Genomic DNA, 15,559 nt, shown 5'->3' on the forward strand with positions numbered 1-15,559 from the left:
CGGAGGGGCGTCAGGGCTGTGCGGGCTTGAGCACGTGGGTGCGCAGGTCGTCGGCGGTCTGGTTCATGTGGGCGTTCATGGCCCGGCGGGCGAGTTCGGGGTCGCCGGTGGCGAGCGCGTCGAGCACGGCCTCGTGGTGGTCGATGGCGTTGGCCCTGATCCGCGGGACGGCGGAGGTCTCGCGGCGGCCCTGGGCCAGCAGCGCGCCGAAGGGCTCGAAGAGCAGCGGGACGAAGAGGTTGCCCGAGGCGCGCAGCACGACGTCGTGGAAGTCGATGTCGGCCTGCACGAACTGCTCGGTGTCGCCGGTCTCGGCGGCGGCCCGCATGGTGGCCAGGTGCTCGCGCAGCTCGGCCAGGTCGTCCTCGGTGCGGCGGTGGGCGGCCAGCTCGGCCGCGCCGTTCTCGATCAGCCGCCTGGCCTCGATCAGCGCCTCGGACAGGCCGCCGCCGGTGCCGCGCGAGGCCGCCTTGACCACGGGAGCCAGCGCGGTCCACCGGTCCGGCGGGTTCACGTACGTGCCACGGCCGCGGACGACCCGCACCACGTTCTGCGCGCGCAGGTGCTTGACCGCCTCCCGCACGGTCAGCCGGCTGACGGCGGACGCCTCGGCCAGCTCCGCCTCGGGCGGCAACGTCGAGCCCGGCGGGTACGTGCCGTCGATGATGGCGTTGAGCAGCTGCTCGGCGAGATCGTCCGGAATGGACATGGCGAAAGCCCTCCGTTGGGCGCGACGACGACACATCAGACATCAGATGTCTGATCTGAACTGTCGAAACGGTCGCACTCGGCGGGCGAGGTGTCAAGGGTCCTTCGGGAGCGTTACCGCGAGATGTCCTCGGCGACCGATCCCCGGACGCTCACCAGTCGGAGCCCGGCCTCGACCAGTGCCCAGCCGACGCGCGCCCGCACGGTGGCGCGCACCGCGCGGGGCCGGCGAACCGGGTGGTGGGGTGGGCGCGGCTGGTGCGCGCCGAGCCGGTGGATGGCCAGGTGGGCGTCCGGGTGCACGGGTCCCCGCCTCTCACGCGCCACGGAACGGGAAGCCGTAGAGATGGATGGCCACGCTCTCCCGGCCCTCGGTGTCGCCGGCCGCCATGGCGGCCCGCGCGCGGTCCTCCCAGCGGTTGGTCAGCTCCCGCAACTCCTCGGCGAGCTCGCGTAGTTCGGCGGGCGTGAGGCGAGGCAGCGACTCCCTGTCGAAGTCGGCCTGGCGCCACTCGGGGCCCCAGGCGGCCCGCTCGTCCAGATAGCGCTCACGCATCTCGACCTGTTGGCGGAACATGGTGCGCATCAGCGCGGCATGGGCCGCCGCGGCCTCGGGTGCGTCGTCGACGGCGTCGTCGTGGACGCTGACGTGCTCGGAGACCCGCCGCCACCAGCGCTCGCGCGCGTCCCCGCGCGGGCTCTCGGTCTCCTCGATCAGGCCGTGCGCCGCGAGCCTCCTGAGGTGGTAGCTGACCAGCGACACCGTCTCGTCCACCTCCTCCGCGAGCTGGGAGGCGGTGGCGGCGTCGGCCACGCACAACGCCCGGTACAGGCGCAGCCGGAGCGGATGCCCGAACGCCTTGAGGGCGCCGAGATCGGTGAGGTGGCGGGTCTCCTTGGCCGTCATGCGACGACCGTACAACCCGAAGGGAAAGTTGCGCAATATTCCTTTCGCATCTCGCGGCGGCCCGGCCTAGCGGCCGCGTGGCGGCAGGTGGTCGAGGAACCAGTCGCGGGCCAGCTCGGCCACCTCGGAGAGCGCGCCGGGCTCCTCGAAGAGGTGGGTGGCGCCGGGCACCACCGCCAGCCGGCTCTCGCCGCGCAGCGACTCGCGCGCCGAGCGGTTGAGTTCGAGCACCTGCGGGTCGGAGCCGCCGACGATCAGGAGGGTGGGGGCGGTGACGGCGGAGAGACGGGCGTCGGCCAGGTCGGGGCGGCCGCCCCGGGAGACGACGGCCGTGGCGCGGGAGTCGGGTTCGGCGGCCGCCCAGAGCGCGGCGGCCGCGCCGGTGCTCGCGCCGAAGTAGCCGACCGCCAGGTCGTCCGGCACGGCCTCGGTGGCACGGCGCAGCCTGGCCGCCAGCAGGCCGATGTCGAAGACGTTGGCTCGGTCGGGCTCCTCACGCGGCGTCAGCAGGTCGAACAGCAGGGTGCCGAGGCCCGCGCCGCTGAGCGCTTCGGCGACGAAGCGGTTGCGTGGGCTGAGCCGGCCGCTGCCGCTGCCGTGCGCGAAGACGACCACGCCCCGCGCCCCCTCGGGGAGCGTCAGCTCGCCGGGCAGCCGGACGCCCTCGCCCGCGTCGATGGTCACCTCGCGGCGGTCGCCGCCGCGCAGGCAGGCGATCACCTCGGCGTCGCTCGTCTGCTCGAACGCCTCGTAGAACTGACCGACGGCGACGAACTCGGCCGGCGTCTCCGGGCAGACGAACTCGTCCGCGTCGTCACCGATCCGTTCGCGCCAGTCGCGTGGCGCGACCGGGACCGCGAGCACCACCCGCGCCGCGCCGCGGGCCCGCGCCGAGCGGCAGGCGGCGCGGGCGGTCGCGCCCGTGGCGATGCCGTCGTCCACGATGACGGCGGTGCGGCCGGCCAACGAGACGCGCCCGCCGCCGCCCCGGTACTCCCGGGCCCGCCGGTCGAGTTCGACCCGCTCGGCGGCCTCCACCTCGGACAGTTCGGCGTCCGAGACACGCACGGTGCGCACCACGTCCTCGTTGAGCACCCGGGCGCCGTCCTCGCCGATGGCGCCCATGGCCAGCTCGGGCTGGAACGGCACGCCCAGCTTGCGCACCACGGCGACGTCGAGCGGCGCGCCCAGCGCCTGGGCCGCCTCGGCGGCCACCGGCACCCCGCCCCTGGGGAGCCCGAGGACCACCACGTCCCGCTTCCGCAGCCCCGCGAGATCGCGCGCCAGCCGGCGCCCCGCCGCGATCCGGTCGTCGTACAGCATCCGGTGCCTCCTCCCGGTCGGCGCCCTCCTCCATGGAACCGCGTTCGGACGCGTCCGGCATCCGGCCGCCCAAGGCGTAAGGGTAACGACTGTTACCCTTATGCCTCATGGCCACCGCGCATCCCGTCACCGTCCGCGGCACCGACCTCTCGTACGTGGACTTCGGCGGCCCGGGCGCCCCGCTGCTCGCGCTGCACGGGCACTTCGGCCGCGCCCGCGGCCTCGCCGCGCTCGCCGCCCGCCTCGCGCCGGCGCACCGCGTGATCGCCCTCGAACAGCGCGCCCACGGCAGCGCCACGCCCGTCGCCGACGTGCGTCCCGACGCGTACCTCGCCGACGCCGCCGCATTCCTCACCGACCACCTCCGCGCCGGGCCGCCGCCCGTGCTCGGCCACTCCATGGGCGGCAACGTCGCCTACCGGCTCGCCGCCCACCACCCCGACCTCGTCAGCCGACTCGTCGTCATCGAAGGACCGGCCCGCAACGAGCCGCCCGTCCTCGACACCCGCGACTGGCCACGGCGCGCCGCCGGCCTCGCCGAGCTGCGCGCGCTGCTGACCGAGCGGGTCGGCCAGGTCGCCGACTACTTCCTGGAGAGCGCGGCCGAACACCCCGACGGCTGGGGCCTGTCGTTCGACCCCGAGACGCTGCTGCGCTCCCAGCGCGCGCTGCTCGGCGACTGGTGGCCCGACTGGCTCGGCTCCACCTGCCCCGCGCTGCTGCTGCACGGCGGGGAATCCACCGTGCTGCCGTCCGCGCTGGCGCGGGAGATGGCGGCGCGCCGGCCCGACACCCGGCTCGTGACCTTCCCCGGGCGCGGCCACTGGGTGCACGACGAGGACCCGGGCGGTGTCGCGGGCGCGATCCTGGCCTTCCTGGGGAACGGCGAACCCGGCCCGCACCCGTAAGCGTGCGCGAGCGCCACGCGGGAGCACGGCGCCGGACGGCTCCACCGCCCTGGCGTTCCGTCGTGAACACCGTGACACCTAGGCTGTGCCGCATGGCACGGACCGCCGACCCCGCGCGGCGAGCGCGCCTCGTCGACGACGTCATCGACCGGCTCGCCGAGACCGGCCTCGCCACGTTCTCGCTGCGCACCCTCGCCGCCGCCCTCGGCCGCTCCACCCGGGTGCTCACCCACCACTTCGAGGACAAGGACGCCCTGCTGCGCGCCGTCCTCGACCGGCTCGACGAACGGCAGCACGAGGCGCTGGCCGCAACGCCTGGCTGGGCCGACCCGGCCGTGGGCATCGGCGCGATCGTCCGCGACGCCTGGGACCGGCACCTGAGCGAGGAGGAACTGCCGAGGACCCGGCTCGTCCACGAGATCGAGGGGCTCGCGGCCGCCGGCCGGCTCACTGGCTCCCCGCCCGCCTTCGTCGCGGGCCGCGCCCGCTTCGTCGCCCGGGCGCTCGAACTGCGCGGCCTCGACCCGGGTGAGGCGCTGGTCAGGGCCACCCTGCTCAACAACGCCTACGCCGGCCTCCAGGCCGACCTGCTCACCACCGGCGAGACCCGGCGCGTCACCGCCGCGCTCGACACCCTCTGCCGGCTCGCCGACGACTGGACCAGGCCGCGGTAGATCCGCCGTTCGGGTGGATCCCCGCGTGTGGTCGCCGGGCGCCGCGTGGACCGCGCAACATGCTGGTCCCCATGCCCGACCTGGCCTACATCGCCCTGACCGTCGTCTCCTTCGCCCTGCTGGCGGCGGCCGTCAAGGGGGTGGCGCGCAGGTGAGCGCCGAGAACATCGTCGGCCTCGTGGTCGCCGTCGCGCTCGCCGGCTACCTGGTACTGGCCCTGCTCTTCCCCGAGTGGTTCTCGTGAGCGACACGCTCGCCGGGCTGCTCGCCATCGGCGTCCTGGTGCTGGCGCTCGCCGCCGTGCACGTCCCGCTCGGCGACCACCTCGCCCGGGTCTACCGCTCCGAGCGCCACCTCGCCGTGGAACGCCTCGTCTACCGGCTGGTCCGCGTCGACCCCGCCGCCCAGCAGCGCTGGACGGTCTACGCCCTCTCGCTGCTCGGCTTCGCCGCCGTCTCCGTGCTGTTCCTCTACGCGCTGCTGCGGCTGCAGCGCGTGCTGCCGCTCTCCCTCGGCCACGGCGGGCTGCCGCCCTCCGGCGCGTTCAACACCGCCGTCTCCTTCGTCACCAACACCGACTGGCAGTGGTACGCGGGCGAGGCCACCATGGGCCAGCTCGCTGGGCTCGCCGGCCTGGCCGTGCAGAACTTCCTCTCCGCCGCCACCGGACTCGCCGTCGCCGTCGCCCTGATCCGCGGCTTCACCCGCGAACGCACCGAGGAACTCGGCAACTTCTGGGTGGACCTGGTCCGCTCCGTCGTCCGCGTCCTGCTGCCGCTGTCCCTCGTCGCCGCGCTGCTGCTCGCGGCCGGCGGCGTGGTCCAGGACTTCGCCGGCGCCCACACCCTCACCACCCTGGACGGCGGCAGCCAGACCATCGTGCGCGGGCCCGTCGCCTCCCAGGAGGCCATCAAGCTGCTCGGCACCAACGGCGGCGGCTACTTCAACGCCAACTCGGCCCACCCGTACGAGAACCCCACCGCGCTCACCAACCTGCTCCAGATCTTCCTGATGCTGCTGATCCCCAGCGCCCTGCCCCGCACCTTCGGCAGGATGGTCGGCTCCACCCGGCACGGCTGGGCGCTGCTCGCCGTGGCGACCACCCTGTGGGTCGCCGGACTCACCCTCACCACCGTCTTCGAGACCACTCACCACGGCACGGTCCCCCGCGAGGTCGGTGCCGCCCTGGAGGGCAAGGAACAGCGGTTCGGCGTCTGGAACTCGGCGCTCTTCGGGCACTCCGCCACCGCCACCTCGGGCGGCGCGGCCGACGCGTCCTACGACAGCTTCACCCCGCTCGGCGGCGGCGTGCTGCTCGTCAACATGCTGCTCGGCGAGATCTCGCCGGGTGGCGTCGGCTCCGGGCTCTACGGGCTCGTGGTGCTCGCCGTGCTGGCCGTGTTCATCGCCGGCCTGATGGTCGGCCGCACCCCCGAGTACCTGGGCCGCAAGATCCGCCAGCGCGAGATCACCCTCGTCGCCCTCTACGTGCTGGCCATGCCGTTCGCCGTGCTCCTCGGCCTCGGCCTGGCCCTCGCCCTCCCGGGACCGCGCGACGCCCTGCTGAACCCCGGGCCGCACGGCCTGTCCGAGGCCCTGTACGCCTTCGCCTCCGCCGCCAACAACAACGGCAGCGCCTTCGCCGGGCTGGCCGGCGGCACCACCTTCTACAACACCGCCCTCGGACTCGCCATGCTCTTCGGCCGCTTCCTGCCCATGGTCCTGGTCCTGGCCCTCGCCGGCTCGCTCGCCGCCCAGCAGCGGGTGCCCGTCTCCAGCGGCACCCTGCCCACCCACCGGCCCGTCTTCGCCGGGCTGCTCACCGGCGTCGCCGTCATCGTCACCGGCCTCACCTTCTTCCCCGCGCTCGCCCTCGGACCGCTCGCGGAGGGGCTCAGGTGACCCACCACCCGCGCCGGCGGGGCGAGTTCACCCCGCGCCAGCTCGCCGCCGCCCTGCCCGACGCGGCCCGCAAGCTCGACCCGCGCCACACCGTCCGCGCGCCCGTCGTCTTCGTCGTCTGGATCGGCTCACTCGTCACCACCGTCGCCGCGATCGTCGACCCCAGCTTCTTCGGCTTCGCCATCGCCGCCTGGCTGTGGGTCACGGTGCTCTTCGCCAACCTCGCCGAGGCCGTCGCCGAGGGCCGGGGCCGGGCCCAGGCCGAGGCGCTGCGCCGCACCAAGAAGGAGACCGTCGCCCGCCGGCTGCGCCCGGACGGCGGCGAGGAGCGGGTGCCGGGCCCCCGACTGGCCGTCGGCGACCTCGTGGTGGTCGAGGCCGGGGAGCTGATCCCCGGCGACGGCGAGGTGGTCGAGGGCGTCGCGTCCGTCGACGAGTCCACCATGACCGGCGAGTCCGCGCCCGTCATCCGCGAGTCGGGCGGCGACCGCAGCTCCGTCACCGGCGGCACCAGGGTGCTCTCCGACCGGATCACCGTCCGCGTCACGACCAGGCCAGGCGAGGGATTCCTCGACCGGATGATCACGCTGGTCGAGGGCGCGAGCCGGCAGAAGACGCCCAACGAGATCGCCCTCAACATCCTGCTGGCCAGCCTCACCCTGGTCTTCCTGCTCGCCGTCGCCACCCTCCAGCCGCTGGCCGCGTACGCGGGCCGCCAGCAGACCCTCACCGTGCTCACCGCGCTGCTGGTCTGCCTCATCCCCACCACCATCGGCGCGCTGCTCTCCGCCATCGGCATCGCCGGCATGGACCGCCTCGTGCGGCGCAACGTCATCGCCGTCTCCGGGCGCGCGGTCGAGGCGGCCGGCGACGTCAACACGCTGCTGCTCGACAAGACCGGCACCATCACCCTCGGAAACCGGCAGGCCACCGAGTTCATCCCGGTCACCGGCGTCGACGAGCACGCGCTCGCCGAGGCCGCCCAGCTCTCCAGCCTCGCCGACGAGACCCCCGAGGGCCGCTCCATCGTGGTGCTGGCCAAGAACCGTTACGGGCTGCGCGGCCGCGAGGAGGGGCGGGTCACCGACGTCACCTTCGTGCCGTTCACCGCGCACACCCGCATGTCGGGCGTCGACCTGCGCGACGGCCGCCGGATCCGCAAGGGCGCCTCGACGGCCGTCATGAAGTGGGTGCGCGCCGAGGGCGGCCGGCCGGCGGACACCATCGGGCCGCTGGTCGAGGCCATCGCGGGCGAGGGCGGCACCCCGCTGCTGGTCGCCGAGCGCACCCCCGGCGAGCCCGCCCGGGTGCTCGGCGTGATCCGGCTGCGGGACATCGTCAAGGCCGGCATCAGGGAACGCTTCGCCGAACTCCACCGGATGGGCATCTCCACCGTGATGATCACCGGCGACAACCCGGCCACCGCCGCCGCCATCGCCCGCGAGGCCGGCGTCGACCGCCACCTCGCCGAGGCCACGCCCGAGGACAAGATGGAGCTGATCCGCCGCGAACAGGCCGAGGGCCGCCTCGTCGCCATGACCGGCGACGGCACCAACGACGCCCCCGCGCTCGCCCAGGCCGACGTGGGCGTCGCCATGAACGCCGGCACCATGGCCGCCAAGGAGGCCGGCAACATGGTCGATCTCGACTCCAACCCCACCAAGCTCATCGAGATCGTCGCCATCGGCAAACAACTGCTCATCACCCGGGGCGCGTTGACCACCTTCTCGATCGCCAACGACGTCGCCAAGTACTTCGCGATCATCCCCGCCATGTTCACCGGCGTGCACCCGCAGCTCGACCGGCTCAACGTGATGGGCCTGGCCAGCGCCCAGTCCGCGATCCTCTCCGCCGTCGTGTTCAACGCGCTGGTCATCGTCGCCCTGGTGCCCGTCGCCCTGCGCGGCGTCCGCTACCGGCCCACCAGCGCCGCCGCCATGCTCCGCCGCAACCTCGCCGTCTACGGCCTCGGGGGACTCGTCACCCCCTTCGTCGGCATCAAGCTGATCGACCTCGTCGTGCACCTGCTGCCCGGGATCCGGTGACCGCCGCCATGACCCGACAGCTGCTCAGACAGGCCGCCGCCGGACTGCGGCTGCTGCTGCTCCTCACCGTGCTGCTCGGCGCCCTCTACCCGCTCGCCGTCTGGGGCGTCGCCCAACTCGCCTTCCACCATCGGGCGGACGGCTCCCTCGCCCACCACCAGGGGCGCGCCGTCGGCTCCACCCTCATCGGCCAGCGCTTCACCGGACGCGACTGGTTCCACCCCCGCCCGTCCGCCGCGGGACCCGACGGCTACGACCCGCTCGCCTCCGGCGCCAGCAACCTCGGCCCCGACAACCCGACGCTGGCGGCGGAGGTCGGCCGCCGCCGGGCCGCCGTCGCCAGGACCGAGGACGTGCCGCCGGACCGGGTCCCGGCCGACGCGCTCACCGCCTCGGGCAGCGGCCTCGACCCGCACATCTCGCCCGACTACGCGCGCCTCCAGGCCGACCGGGTCGCCGACGCCAGGGGCCTCGACCCCGGGAGGGTCCGCCAGCTCGTCGCCGACCACACCGGCGGCCGGGTACTCGGCTTCCTCGGCGCCGAACGCGTCAACGTCCTCGAACTCAACCTGGCCCTCGCCGGGCTCGACGGAAGGGAGTGACCGGCCGATGGCCCACGGCACCCTGCGCGTCTACCTCGGCGCCGCCCCCGGCGTCGGCAAGACCTACGCCATGCTCGCCGAGGGCCGCCGCCAGCGCCGCCGCGGCGTGGACGTCGTCATCGGCTTCATGGAGGACTACGGCCGCCGCATGACCCGGCTGATGGCCGAGGGCCTGGAGACCGTGCCCCGCCACACTCTCGTCCACCGGGGCGCGCCGTTCACCGAGATGGACCTGGACGCCGTGCTCCGCCGCCGCCCCGACCTGGCCCTGGTGGACGAGATCGCCCATACCAACGTGCCGGGCTCACGCAACGTCAAACGCTGGCAGGACATCGAGGAGCTGCGCGCCGCCGGCATCGACGTCCTCACCACCGTCAACATCCAGCACCTGGAGTCGCTCAACGAGGTGGTCGAGCGGATCACCGAGGTCAGGCAGCGCGAGACCGTGCCGGACGCGGTGGTGCGCGCCGCCGACCAGATCGAGGTCGTCGACATGTCGGCCGACGCGCTGCGCCGCCGGATGAGCGACGGCTTCGTGTACGCCCCGGAGAAGGTCGACGACGCCCTCAACCACTACTTCCGCGTCGGCAACCTCACCGCGCTCCGCGAACTCGCCCTGCTGTGGGCCGCCGACCGGGTCGACGAGGCGCTCCAGCGCTACCGCACCGAGGCGCACATCCACCGCCCCTGGGCCGCCAGGGAGCGGGTGGTGGTCGCGCTGTCCGGCGGGCCGGAGGGCGACACCCTGGTCCGCCGCGCCGAACGGATCGTCGCGCGCGGCGCCGGCGGCGAACTGCTCGCCGTGCACGTCGTCCGCGCCGACGGACTCGCCGGCGCCGCGCCGGAACTGCTCGACCGTCAGCGCGCCCTGGTGGAGCGCGCCGGCGGCAGCTACCACGAGGTGACCGCGGAGGACCCGGCCGCCGCCGTGCTGGACTTCGCCCGCGAGCACAACGCGTCGCAGATCGTCATCGGCGCCACCCGCCGCGGCCGGCTCGGCGCGCTGTTCCACCGCAGCATCGCCACGGCCATCGTCCAGGGCTCGGGCGAGGACTTCGACTGCTACGTCGTCACCCACGAGGAGGCCGCCCACGGCCGGCTGCTCCGGCGCGGGCGGCGGTCCTCCGGCTAGGCCCGGTCCTGGCGGTCCACGCGGACGGCGAGGTCGTTGTCGACCGTGTAGTACGGCTGGACGGTGGCCTCACCCACCCGCGTCGCGGGGTAGACGAACACGGCCTTCTTGTCGGCGACGTCGTCCAGCAGCCGCGCCACCCGCACCCGGGCCGCCCTGGTCGCGGGCCGGACCGACACGTCCCAGACCGCGGACGCCTCCGCCGACTCCTCCGCCACCAACTCCGCGTACGGCACGGTGAACGAGAACACCCCGGCGCCCTCGTCGACCAGCTCCGCCTCCCGCGCAGGACCCCGCTTGCCGCCGCCGCGCAGCTTCACCACCGCCGCCGCGCCGCGCCCCGGCTTCGCGCCGAGCAGCCGGGCTCGCACCGTCATCGAGCCCTCGGGCGACACCGTGATCGGGCCCGCCTCGGCCAGCGCCGGCCGCAGCCAGGCACGGACCGCGAACCAGCCGTCCTTGGTGCGGTACGGCACCCGCACCGCCAACGGGCCCTCGACGGCGGCCGGCTCACGCGCCAGCAGCGCGCGCAGGTCCCGCACCCCGGGCGCCACCCGCCGCCAGTCACCGTCCTCCGCCACCCGCAGGTAGAGGTCCCACCGGCCCTCGGCCAGCACCGGCTCCGCGCCGAGCACCGCCCGCCACCGGCCGTCCGCGCCGGCCGACTCCACCGGCAGCGCGTGCCGTGGCTGCTCGCCCTCCTTGGCCCGCAGCCGCAGCTCCAGGCTCGGCGGCGCCGTCAGCGAGGGCAGCGCCAGGTCCAGCGTCAGCACCCCGTCGGCCGTCGCCCGGCAGTCCGCGTGGGGGGTCTCCTCCAGCACCCCGGTCACCGTCTCGCTCATCGCCGCACCTTCCGCAGCCCTCGCACCGTGGTGATGGCCGCCGCCATCGCCAGATCCCGCACCGTGTGCGCCACGTGTGCCGGAGCCGGCACCCGGAACCGCAGCCTGCCGCGCAGCGAACGCTTCCGTTCGAGCAGCTCCTCGAACAGCGCCTCGGCCTGCGCCACCACCGGCACCGGGTCGTAACGCCGGGAGTTCTCCAGCGCGGCCGCGCGCATCCGGTGCCGCAACGCGTCGTCGCGAATCAGGTCGAGCAGCGCCCCGGCCAGCGCCTCCTCGTCGCCCACCGGCACCAGACGGCCGTCCTCGCCGTCCCTGATGATCTCGGCGGGCCCGTACTCGCAGTCGGTGCTGACCACCGGCAGGCCGCTGCGCATCGCCTCCACGATCGTCATCCCGAACGGCTCGAAGCTGGAGGTGACGGTCGCGATCGAGGCCTTGACCCACTCGCCGTCCATCGGCGTCGCCTTGCCCATCAGAAAGGCGTTGTTGTAGAGCCCGAGCTCGTTGACGAGCTCGCGCAGCGGCTCCTCCTGGTCGCCGTTGCCGTAGATCCGCAGCTGCCAGTCGGGGCGCTCGGCGACCACCCGCGCGAAGGCGCGCACCAGCAGTTCGTGCCGCTTGGACCGCACCAGCCGGCCCGCCGCCACGACGATCTTCGCGTCGCCGTCGGCCGGCGGGATCGACGGCTCGGGGATGCTGTTGGGCAGCGCCATCAGCCGCACCCCGGGCAGCCGCATCCGGGTCCGGTAGGCCTCGGCGTCCGCCTCGGTGACGGTGGTGATCCCGTCGAGCCGCGGATAGGCCCGGCGCAACTCGTTGCGCAGCGCCGGCGGGTGGGTCTTCAGCGTCAGGTGCTCCTGCCCGATCCGCACCGCGGACCGGGGGCCCTGCAACGCCAGGTGCACGTTCAGCCCCGGGCGGGTGCCGATGACGACGTCCGAGGTGAGCGACGCCAGGCACTCCTCGATCCGCTCGTCCGTCAACTCGCTGTACTGCGGGTAGCGGTACTCCGAGGCGGGGAACACCCGGGCCGGCCGCACGTGCCGGGGGTGCTCCTTCTCCGTGCGCAGGTCGACCAGGTGCCGCATCCGCACCCGCTCGTCGAGCGGGAAGTTCGGCACCTTCCGGTGCCGGAACACCGAGATGATCTCCACGTCGTGCCGCTCGGCGAGCGCCTCGGCCAGGTTGAACGTGGTCTTGATGGTTCCTCCGATTCCATAGCCGTTATGGAGGAGGAAGGAAATCTTCATGCCGACATAGACCTTCAGGGGGTGACGCGTGGTTGCGCGCCATCGGATGGAACGTGAGTCGTGACAGCCCTCCGCACGGACGGATCGTGGGGCCGTTCGTCGAGCGATGGCATGTCAAGCGACCGTTCGAGCTCGTGGATCCGCCGCTGGAGTTGCTGGGCGCGGCGCTCGCGCTCGTGGTCGGTCTCCCGCGGACGCGCGGTGATCACGAAGGTGGCGCAGCGGTAGACACAGTACCCCGGCACGGTCAGTGGCCATGCGATTCCGAAGAGGAAAGCACCCGTGGCGGCGCTCGACCTGTCGTGGCTCTCGAAGCTCTCCACCGGGTCCTGGCCGTGGTGCCACAGGGGCTCCTGCGCGATCAGGCGGGAGCGCTGCACGGCGAAGGCGGCGCGCGCGGCGACCAGGGAACAGAGGGTGTAGGCGATCAGGCCTGCCAGCAGGCCCCAAGCGTCCATGTGCGCCATCCTTTCCGGGACTTCGTCGTCGGTCAGGTCGCCCGGGTCGCCCTCGGTGGTGCGCCCGGGTTTCTGAACTCCTGCTCGTACCCGGCGGAACGGGGTCAAAACCGGCGCACACCGCTGATAACGGTTCAGGCGGTTCAGGAGTCGAGATAGCGCAGCACCGCCAGCACCCGGCGGCTGTAGCCGGCGCCGCCGTGCAGCTCCAGCTTGTCGAAGATCGCGTTGATGTGCTTCTCGACGGCGCTGCGGGAGACGAAGAGCCGCGCCGCGATGGCCGAGTTGGTGTGGCCCTCGGCCATCTCCCGCAGCACGTCGCGCTCCCGCGGCGTCAGCCGGGCCAGCGGGTCCACGTGCGAGCTGCGGGCCAGCAGCCGGCGCACCACCTCGGGATCGAAGGCGGTCCGCCCGGCGCCCACCCTGGCGAGCGCGTCGAGGAACTCGTCCACCTCGACCACCCGGTCCTTCAGCAGGTAGCCGACCCCGCCCTCCGGGCCGCCGCCCAACAGCTCGGCGGCGTACCGCCGTTCCACGTACTGCGACAGCACGAGCACCCCGACCTCGGGACGGCGCCGGCGGATCTCCAACGCGGCCCGCAGCCCCTCGTCGGTGTGGGTCGGCGGCATCCGCACGTCGACCACGGCCACCTCGGGCGGGTCCAGGTCCACGGCGGCGAGCAGCGCCTCGGCGTCCCCGACGGAGGCGGTCACCTCGTGGCCCTCCTCGGTCAGCAGCCGCACCAGGCCCTCGCGCAGCAGCGTCGAGTCGTCCGCCAGCATCACCCGCACGGCAGCTCCGCCCTGACCGTCGTCGGGCCGCCCGGCGGGCTGGCCACCCCCAGCACCCCGTCCAGCGCGGCGACCCGGCGGGCCAGCCCCGTGAGGCCGCCGCCGCCCGGGTCGGCGCCGCCCTTCCCGTCGTCCGTGACGGTCACCGTCAGCCGGTCACCGTCCCGCTCCAGACGGACCGTCACGCGCCCGGCGCCCGAGTGCTTCACCGCGTTGGTCACCGCCTCCGACACCACGAAGTACGCCACCGTCTCCACGGCGCGCGGCGCCGGCTCGGGCACCGCGTACGCCAGGACGACCGGCAGCGGGGCGCGCTCCGCGACCGACTCGAGCGCGGCCGGCAGCCCCGCCTCGTCGAGCACCGCCGGATAGACCCGCCAGGCCACCTCGCGCAGCTCCGCCAGCGCCAGCCGGGTCTCGGCCACGGCCTGCGCCAGCAACTCGTCGGCGTGGTCCGCGTCGGCGCCATGGCGGCGGGCCCGGCCGAGCAGCATGCCGAGCGCCACCAGACGCTGCTGGACCCCGTCGTGCAGATCGCGCTCGATCCGCCGCCGCTCGTCGTGCACGGCCTCCACCACGCCGGCCCTGCTGGCCGCCAGCTCGTCGATCCGCCGCTGCATCGCCTGCTGCGTGCCGGGCCCGAAGAACCGCCGCGCCAGCTGGACCTCGAGCGCCGAGACGGCCAGCACCCCGTGGACCGCGAGGAACAGCAGCAGCACCCCGCCGACCCCGGAGGAGAGAACCGTGACGGGATCGTCCGGCGCCACGAACCACAGCCACAGCAGCATCGACGAGTAGACGACGCCGGCCAGCAGCGCGGCCAGCACCAGCACCCCGAGCACGGCGGGGCCGAGCCGCGCCGCGACATAGCCGAACGCGCCGGGCCCCGGCGCGCCGGTCGGCGCCGGCTCGCCGAGGAACCGGGCGAGCCGCGCCCGCTCGAGGTCGGCGAGACGCCCGGCGGCCGCCACCACGCGGCGGCGCCACGCCGGCAGCGGCGGCAGCAGACTCACCGCGACGAGCGGTGTCAGGGGGAGCACGGCCAGCCCGGTCGCGCCGCCCTCCGCCAGGCCGGCCACCGCGCGCAGCCAGCGGCGCAGGGCCTCGTTCATGCCGTCACGCTAACCGGCGCCACGACCCCGGCGTACTGCGGTTTTCCTCACCCGTGCTTTGGGGCGGCCCGCATCGCGGGCCGCCCGGCAGATTTTGTACGGTCTTTACCGTGATCGAATCCACCGCACCCGTGTTACTGGCCGCCTCGGCCGAGTCGTCCGAAGAGCTCGGCGGCATAGCCGGCTGGGCCACGGACATGATGGAGGCGCTCGGCGCCCCCGGCGCCGGCGCCGCCATCGCCCTGGAGAACCTGTTCCCCCCGCTGCCGAGCGAGGTGATCCTGCCGCTGGCCGGCTTCACCGCGAGCCAGGGGAACATGAGCCTGTGGGCCGCACTGGTGTGGACCACCATCGGCTCGGTCGTCGGCGCGATGGCCCTCTACTGGGTCGGCGCGCTGCTCGGCCGCGAGCGGCTGATCGCCATCGCCGCCAAGCTGCCGCTGGTCAAGGTCTCGGACATCGAGAAGACGGAGGCCTGGTTCGCCAAGCACGGCGCCAAGGCCGTCTTCTTCGGCCGGATGATCCCCATCTTCCGCAGCCTGATCTCCGTACCGGCCGGCGTCGAGAAGATGCGGGTCTCCACGTTCCTGCTGCTCACCACGTTGGGCAGCGCGATCTGGAACTCCCTCTTCGTCCTGGCCGGCTACCGCCTCGGCGAGGACTGGGAGCGCGTCACCGACCTGGTATCCGTGTACTCCAAGGTGGTGCTGGTCGGCGTCGCCATCGCCCTGCTGGCGTTCATCGCCTTCCGCGTCACCCGCCCGGGAGCGGGCAAGCGCCGCGCGTAACGGGCGTGGCCGCGGGATCGGGCGTGGGGCGGCGGCACCCGCCCGGCCCCGGCGGCGGCGGGCGGGGAGCGGGTGGTTCTGTAGGGGGGGAGTGAGGTTCGTTGCGGAATCAAA

Annotated in this window: 17 protein-coding genes; 8 read left to right on the plus strand and 9 right to left on the minus strand. The window is 74.0% G+C overall.

The features are described 5' to 3' along the window. Positions 1–10: 10 nt before the first annotated feature. The 4 genes from ACFWI8_RS28705 to ACFWI8_RS28720 all read right to left on the minus strand — a co-directional run bounded on the left by ACFWI8_RS28705 (position 11) and on the right by ACFWI8_RS28720 (position 2,938). Complete coding sequence (locus tag ACFWI8_RS28705) at positions 11–709, minus strand: FadR/GntR family transcriptional regulator (protein WP_387097359.1); 699 nt, start codon at positions 707–709, stop codon at positions 11–13. Between the two features lie 113 nt (positions 710–822). Continuing rightward, a complete protein-coding gene (locus ACFWI8_RS28710; protein ID WP_387097362.1) occupies positions 823–1,011 on the minus strand; it encodes a hypothetical protein in 189 nt (62 codons plus the stop codon). Positions 1,012–1,024: 13 nt separating this feature from the next. After that, positions 1,025–1,615, minus strand: coding sequence for a winged helix-turn-helix domain-containing protein (locus ACFWI8_RS28715; RefSeq protein ID WP_387097364.1), 591 nt, complete (start codon positions 1,613–1,615; stop codon positions 1,025–1,027). 66 nt (positions 1,616–1,681) lie between these two features. Continuing rightward, positions 1,682–2,938: an alpha/beta fold hydrolase gene (locus tag ACFWI8_RS28720; protein WP_387097367.1), complete on the minus strand. Its 1,257-nt coding sequence runs from the start codon at positions 2,936–2,938 to the stop codon at positions 1,682–1,684. A 107-nt stretch (positions 2,939–3,045) separates the two neighbouring features. On the opposite strand from ACFWI8_RS28720, the gene ACFWI8_RS28725 reads away from it, so the two are divergent. The 7 genes from ACFWI8_RS28725 (at position 3,046) to ACFWI8_RS28755 (ending at position 10,201) form a co-directional block, all read left to right on the plus strand. Then, entirely contained in the window at positions 3,046–3,846 is an 801-nt protein-coding gene (locus ACFWI8_RS28725) for an alpha/beta fold hydrolase (protein ID WP_387097370.1), read from the plus strand. A gap of 92 nt (positions 3,847–3,938) precedes the next feature. Further along, a complete protein-coding gene (locus tag ACFWI8_RS28730) occupies positions 3,939–4,520 on the plus strand; it encodes a TetR/AcrR family transcriptional regulator (protein ID WP_387097373.1) in 582 nt (193 codons plus the stop codon). A gap of 151 nt (positions 4,521–4,671) precedes the next feature. Next, positions 4,672–4,764, plus strand: a complete 93-nt coding sequence (gene kdpF / locus ACFWI8_RS28735; RefSeq protein ID WP_387097376.1) for a K(+)-transporting ATPase subunit F — start codon at positions 4,672–4,674, stop codon at positions 4,762–4,764. Next, a complete protein-coding gene (kdpA, locus tag ACFWI8_RS28740) occupies positions 4,761–6,422 on the plus strand; it encodes a potassium-transporting ATPase subunit KdpA (RefSeq protein WP_387097378.1) in 1,662 nt (553 codons plus the stop codon). The genes kdpF and kdpA overlap by 4 nt, the downstream gene beginning before the upstream one ends. Continuing rightward, complete coding sequence (kdpB, locus tag ACFWI8_RS28745) at positions 6,419–8,467, plus strand: potassium-transporting ATPase subunit KdpB (protein ID WP_387097381.1); 2,049 nt, start codon at positions 6,419–6,421, stop codon at positions 8,465–8,467. Before kdpA ends, kdpB begins: the two co-directional genes overlap by 4 nt. Before the next feature lie 8 nt (positions 8,468–8,475). After that, a complete protein-coding gene (gene kdpC / locus ACFWI8_RS28750) occupies positions 8,476–9,069 on the plus strand; it encodes a potassium-transporting ATPase subunit KdpC (protein ID WP_387097384.1) in 594 nt (197 codons plus the stop codon). A gap of 7 nt (positions 9,070–9,076) precedes the next feature. Then, entirely contained in the window at positions 9,077–10,201 is a 1,125-nt protein-coding gene (locus tag ACFWI8_RS28755; RefSeq protein ID WP_387097387.1) for a universal stress protein, read from the plus strand. Here the strand turns inward: ACFWI8_RS28755 and ACFWI8_RS28760 are convergent. From ACFWI8_RS28760 to ACFWI8_RS28780, 5 genes are all read right to left on the minus strand, one after another. Continuing rightward, on the minus strand, positions 10,198–11,043 hold the full coding sequence (locus ACFWI8_RS28760) for a hypothetical protein (RefSeq protein WP_387097389.1): 846 nt from the start codon (positions 11,041–11,043) through the stop codon (positions 10,198–10,200). The two genes, ACFWI8_RS28755 and ACFWI8_RS28760, sit on opposite strands and share 4 nt — an antisense overlap. Beyond that, on the minus strand, positions 11,040–12,296 hold the full coding sequence (locus ACFWI8_RS28765; protein WP_387097392.1) for a glycosyltransferase family 4 protein: 1,257 nt from the start codon (positions 12,294–12,296) through the stop codon (positions 11,040–11,042). The genes ACFWI8_RS28760 and ACFWI8_RS28765 overlap by 4 nt, the downstream gene beginning before the upstream one ends. 14 nt (positions 12,297–12,310) lie before the next feature. Further along, positions 12,311–12,754, minus strand: coding sequence for a hypothetical protein (locus ACFWI8_RS28770; RefSeq protein ID WP_387097395.1), 444 nt, complete (start codon positions 12,752–12,754; stop codon positions 12,311–12,313). A 143-nt stretch (positions 12,755–12,897) separates the two neighbouring features. After that, on the minus strand, positions 12,898–13,536 hold the full coding sequence (locus ACFWI8_RS28775) for a response regulator transcription factor (protein ID WP_387097400.1): 639 nt from the start codon (positions 13,534–13,536) through the stop codon (positions 12,898–12,900). Further along, positions 13,536–14,657 (minus strand): sensor histidine kinase, encoded by a 1,122-nt coding sequence (locus ACFWI8_RS28780; RefSeq protein WP_387097398.1) that lies wholly within the window; start codon positions 14,655–14,657, stop codon positions 13,536–13,538. Before ACFWI8_RS28780 ends, ACFWI8_RS28775 begins: the two co-directional genes overlap by 1 nt. A 197-nt stretch (positions 14,658–14,854) precedes the next feature. Between ACFWI8_RS28780 and ACFWI8_RS28785 the strand changes: the two genes are divergently transcribed. After that, entirely contained in the window at positions 14,855–15,445 is a 591-nt protein-coding gene (locus tag ACFWI8_RS28785) for a DedA family protein (protein ID WP_311597239.1), read from the plus strand. Positions 15,446–15,559: the final 114 nt, after the last annotated feature.

The organism is Streptomyces sp. NPDC127098 (assembly GCF_042722465.1).
GTDB classification, from domain to species: Bacteria; Actinomycetota; Actinomycetes; order Streptomycetales; family Streptomycetaceae; genus Streptomyces; species Streptomyces millisiae.

What these genes read in the sequence shown, in the direction of transcription:
- ACFWI8_RS28785 (WP_311597239.1), top strand. Translation starts at nt 14,855, where the DNA reads ATGATGGAGGCGCTCGGCGCCCCCGGCGCCGGCGCCGCCATCGCCCTG.
- ACFWI8_RS28725 (WP_387097370.1), top strand. Translation starts at nt 3,046, where the DNA reads ATGGCCACCGCGCATCCCGTCACCGTCCGCGGCACCGACCTCTCGTAC.
- ACFWI8_RS28775 (WP_387097400.1), bottom strand. Translation starts at nt 13,536, where the DNA reads ATGCTGGCGGACGACTCGACGCTGCTGCGCGAGGGCCTGGTGCGGCTG.
- ACFWI8_RS28770 (WP_387097395.1), bottom strand. Translation starts at nt 12,754, where the DNA reads ATGGACGCTTGGGGCCTGCTGGCAGGCCTGATCGCCTACACCCTCTGT.
- ACFWI8_RS28730 (WP_387097373.1), top strand. Translation starts at nt 3,939, where the DNA reads ATGGCACGGACCGCCGACCCCGCGCGGCGAGCGCGCCTCGTCGACGAC.
- ACFWI8_RS28780 (WP_387097398.1), bottom strand. Translation starts at nt 14,657, where the DNA reads ATGAACGAGGCCCTGCGCCGCTGGCTGCGCGCGGTGGCCGGCCTGGCG.
- ACFWI8_RS28760 (WP_387097389.1), bottom strand. Translation starts at nt 11,043, where the DNA reads ATGAGCGAGACGGTGACCGGGGTGCTGGAGGAGACCCCCCACGCGGAC.
- ACFWI8_RS28755 (WP_387097387.1), top strand. Translation starts at nt 9,077, where the DNA reads ATGGCCCACGGCACCCTGCGCGTCTACCTCGGCGCCGCCCCCGGCGTC.
- kdpC (WP_387097384.1), top strand. Translation starts at nt 8,476, where the DNA reads ATGACCCGACAGCTGCTCAGACAGGCCGCCGCCGGACTGCGGCTGCTG.
- ACFWI8_RS28705 (WP_387097359.1), bottom strand. Translation starts at nt 709, where the DNA reads ATGTCCATTCCGGACGATCTCGCCGAGCAGCTGCTCAACGCCATCATC.
- ACFWI8_RS28765 (WP_387097392.1), bottom strand. Translation starts at nt 12,296, where the DNA reads ATGAAGATTTCCTTCCTCCTCCATAACGGCTATGGAATCGGAGGAACC.
- ACFWI8_RS28720 (WP_387097367.1), bottom strand. Translation starts at nt 2,938, where the DNA reads ATGCTGTACGACGACCGGATCGCGGCGGGGCGCCGGCTGGCGCGCGAT.
- ACFWI8_RS28715 (WP_387097364.1), bottom strand. Translation starts at nt 1,615, where the DNA reads ATGACGGCCAAGGAGACCCGCCACCTCACCGATCTCGGCGCCCTCAAG.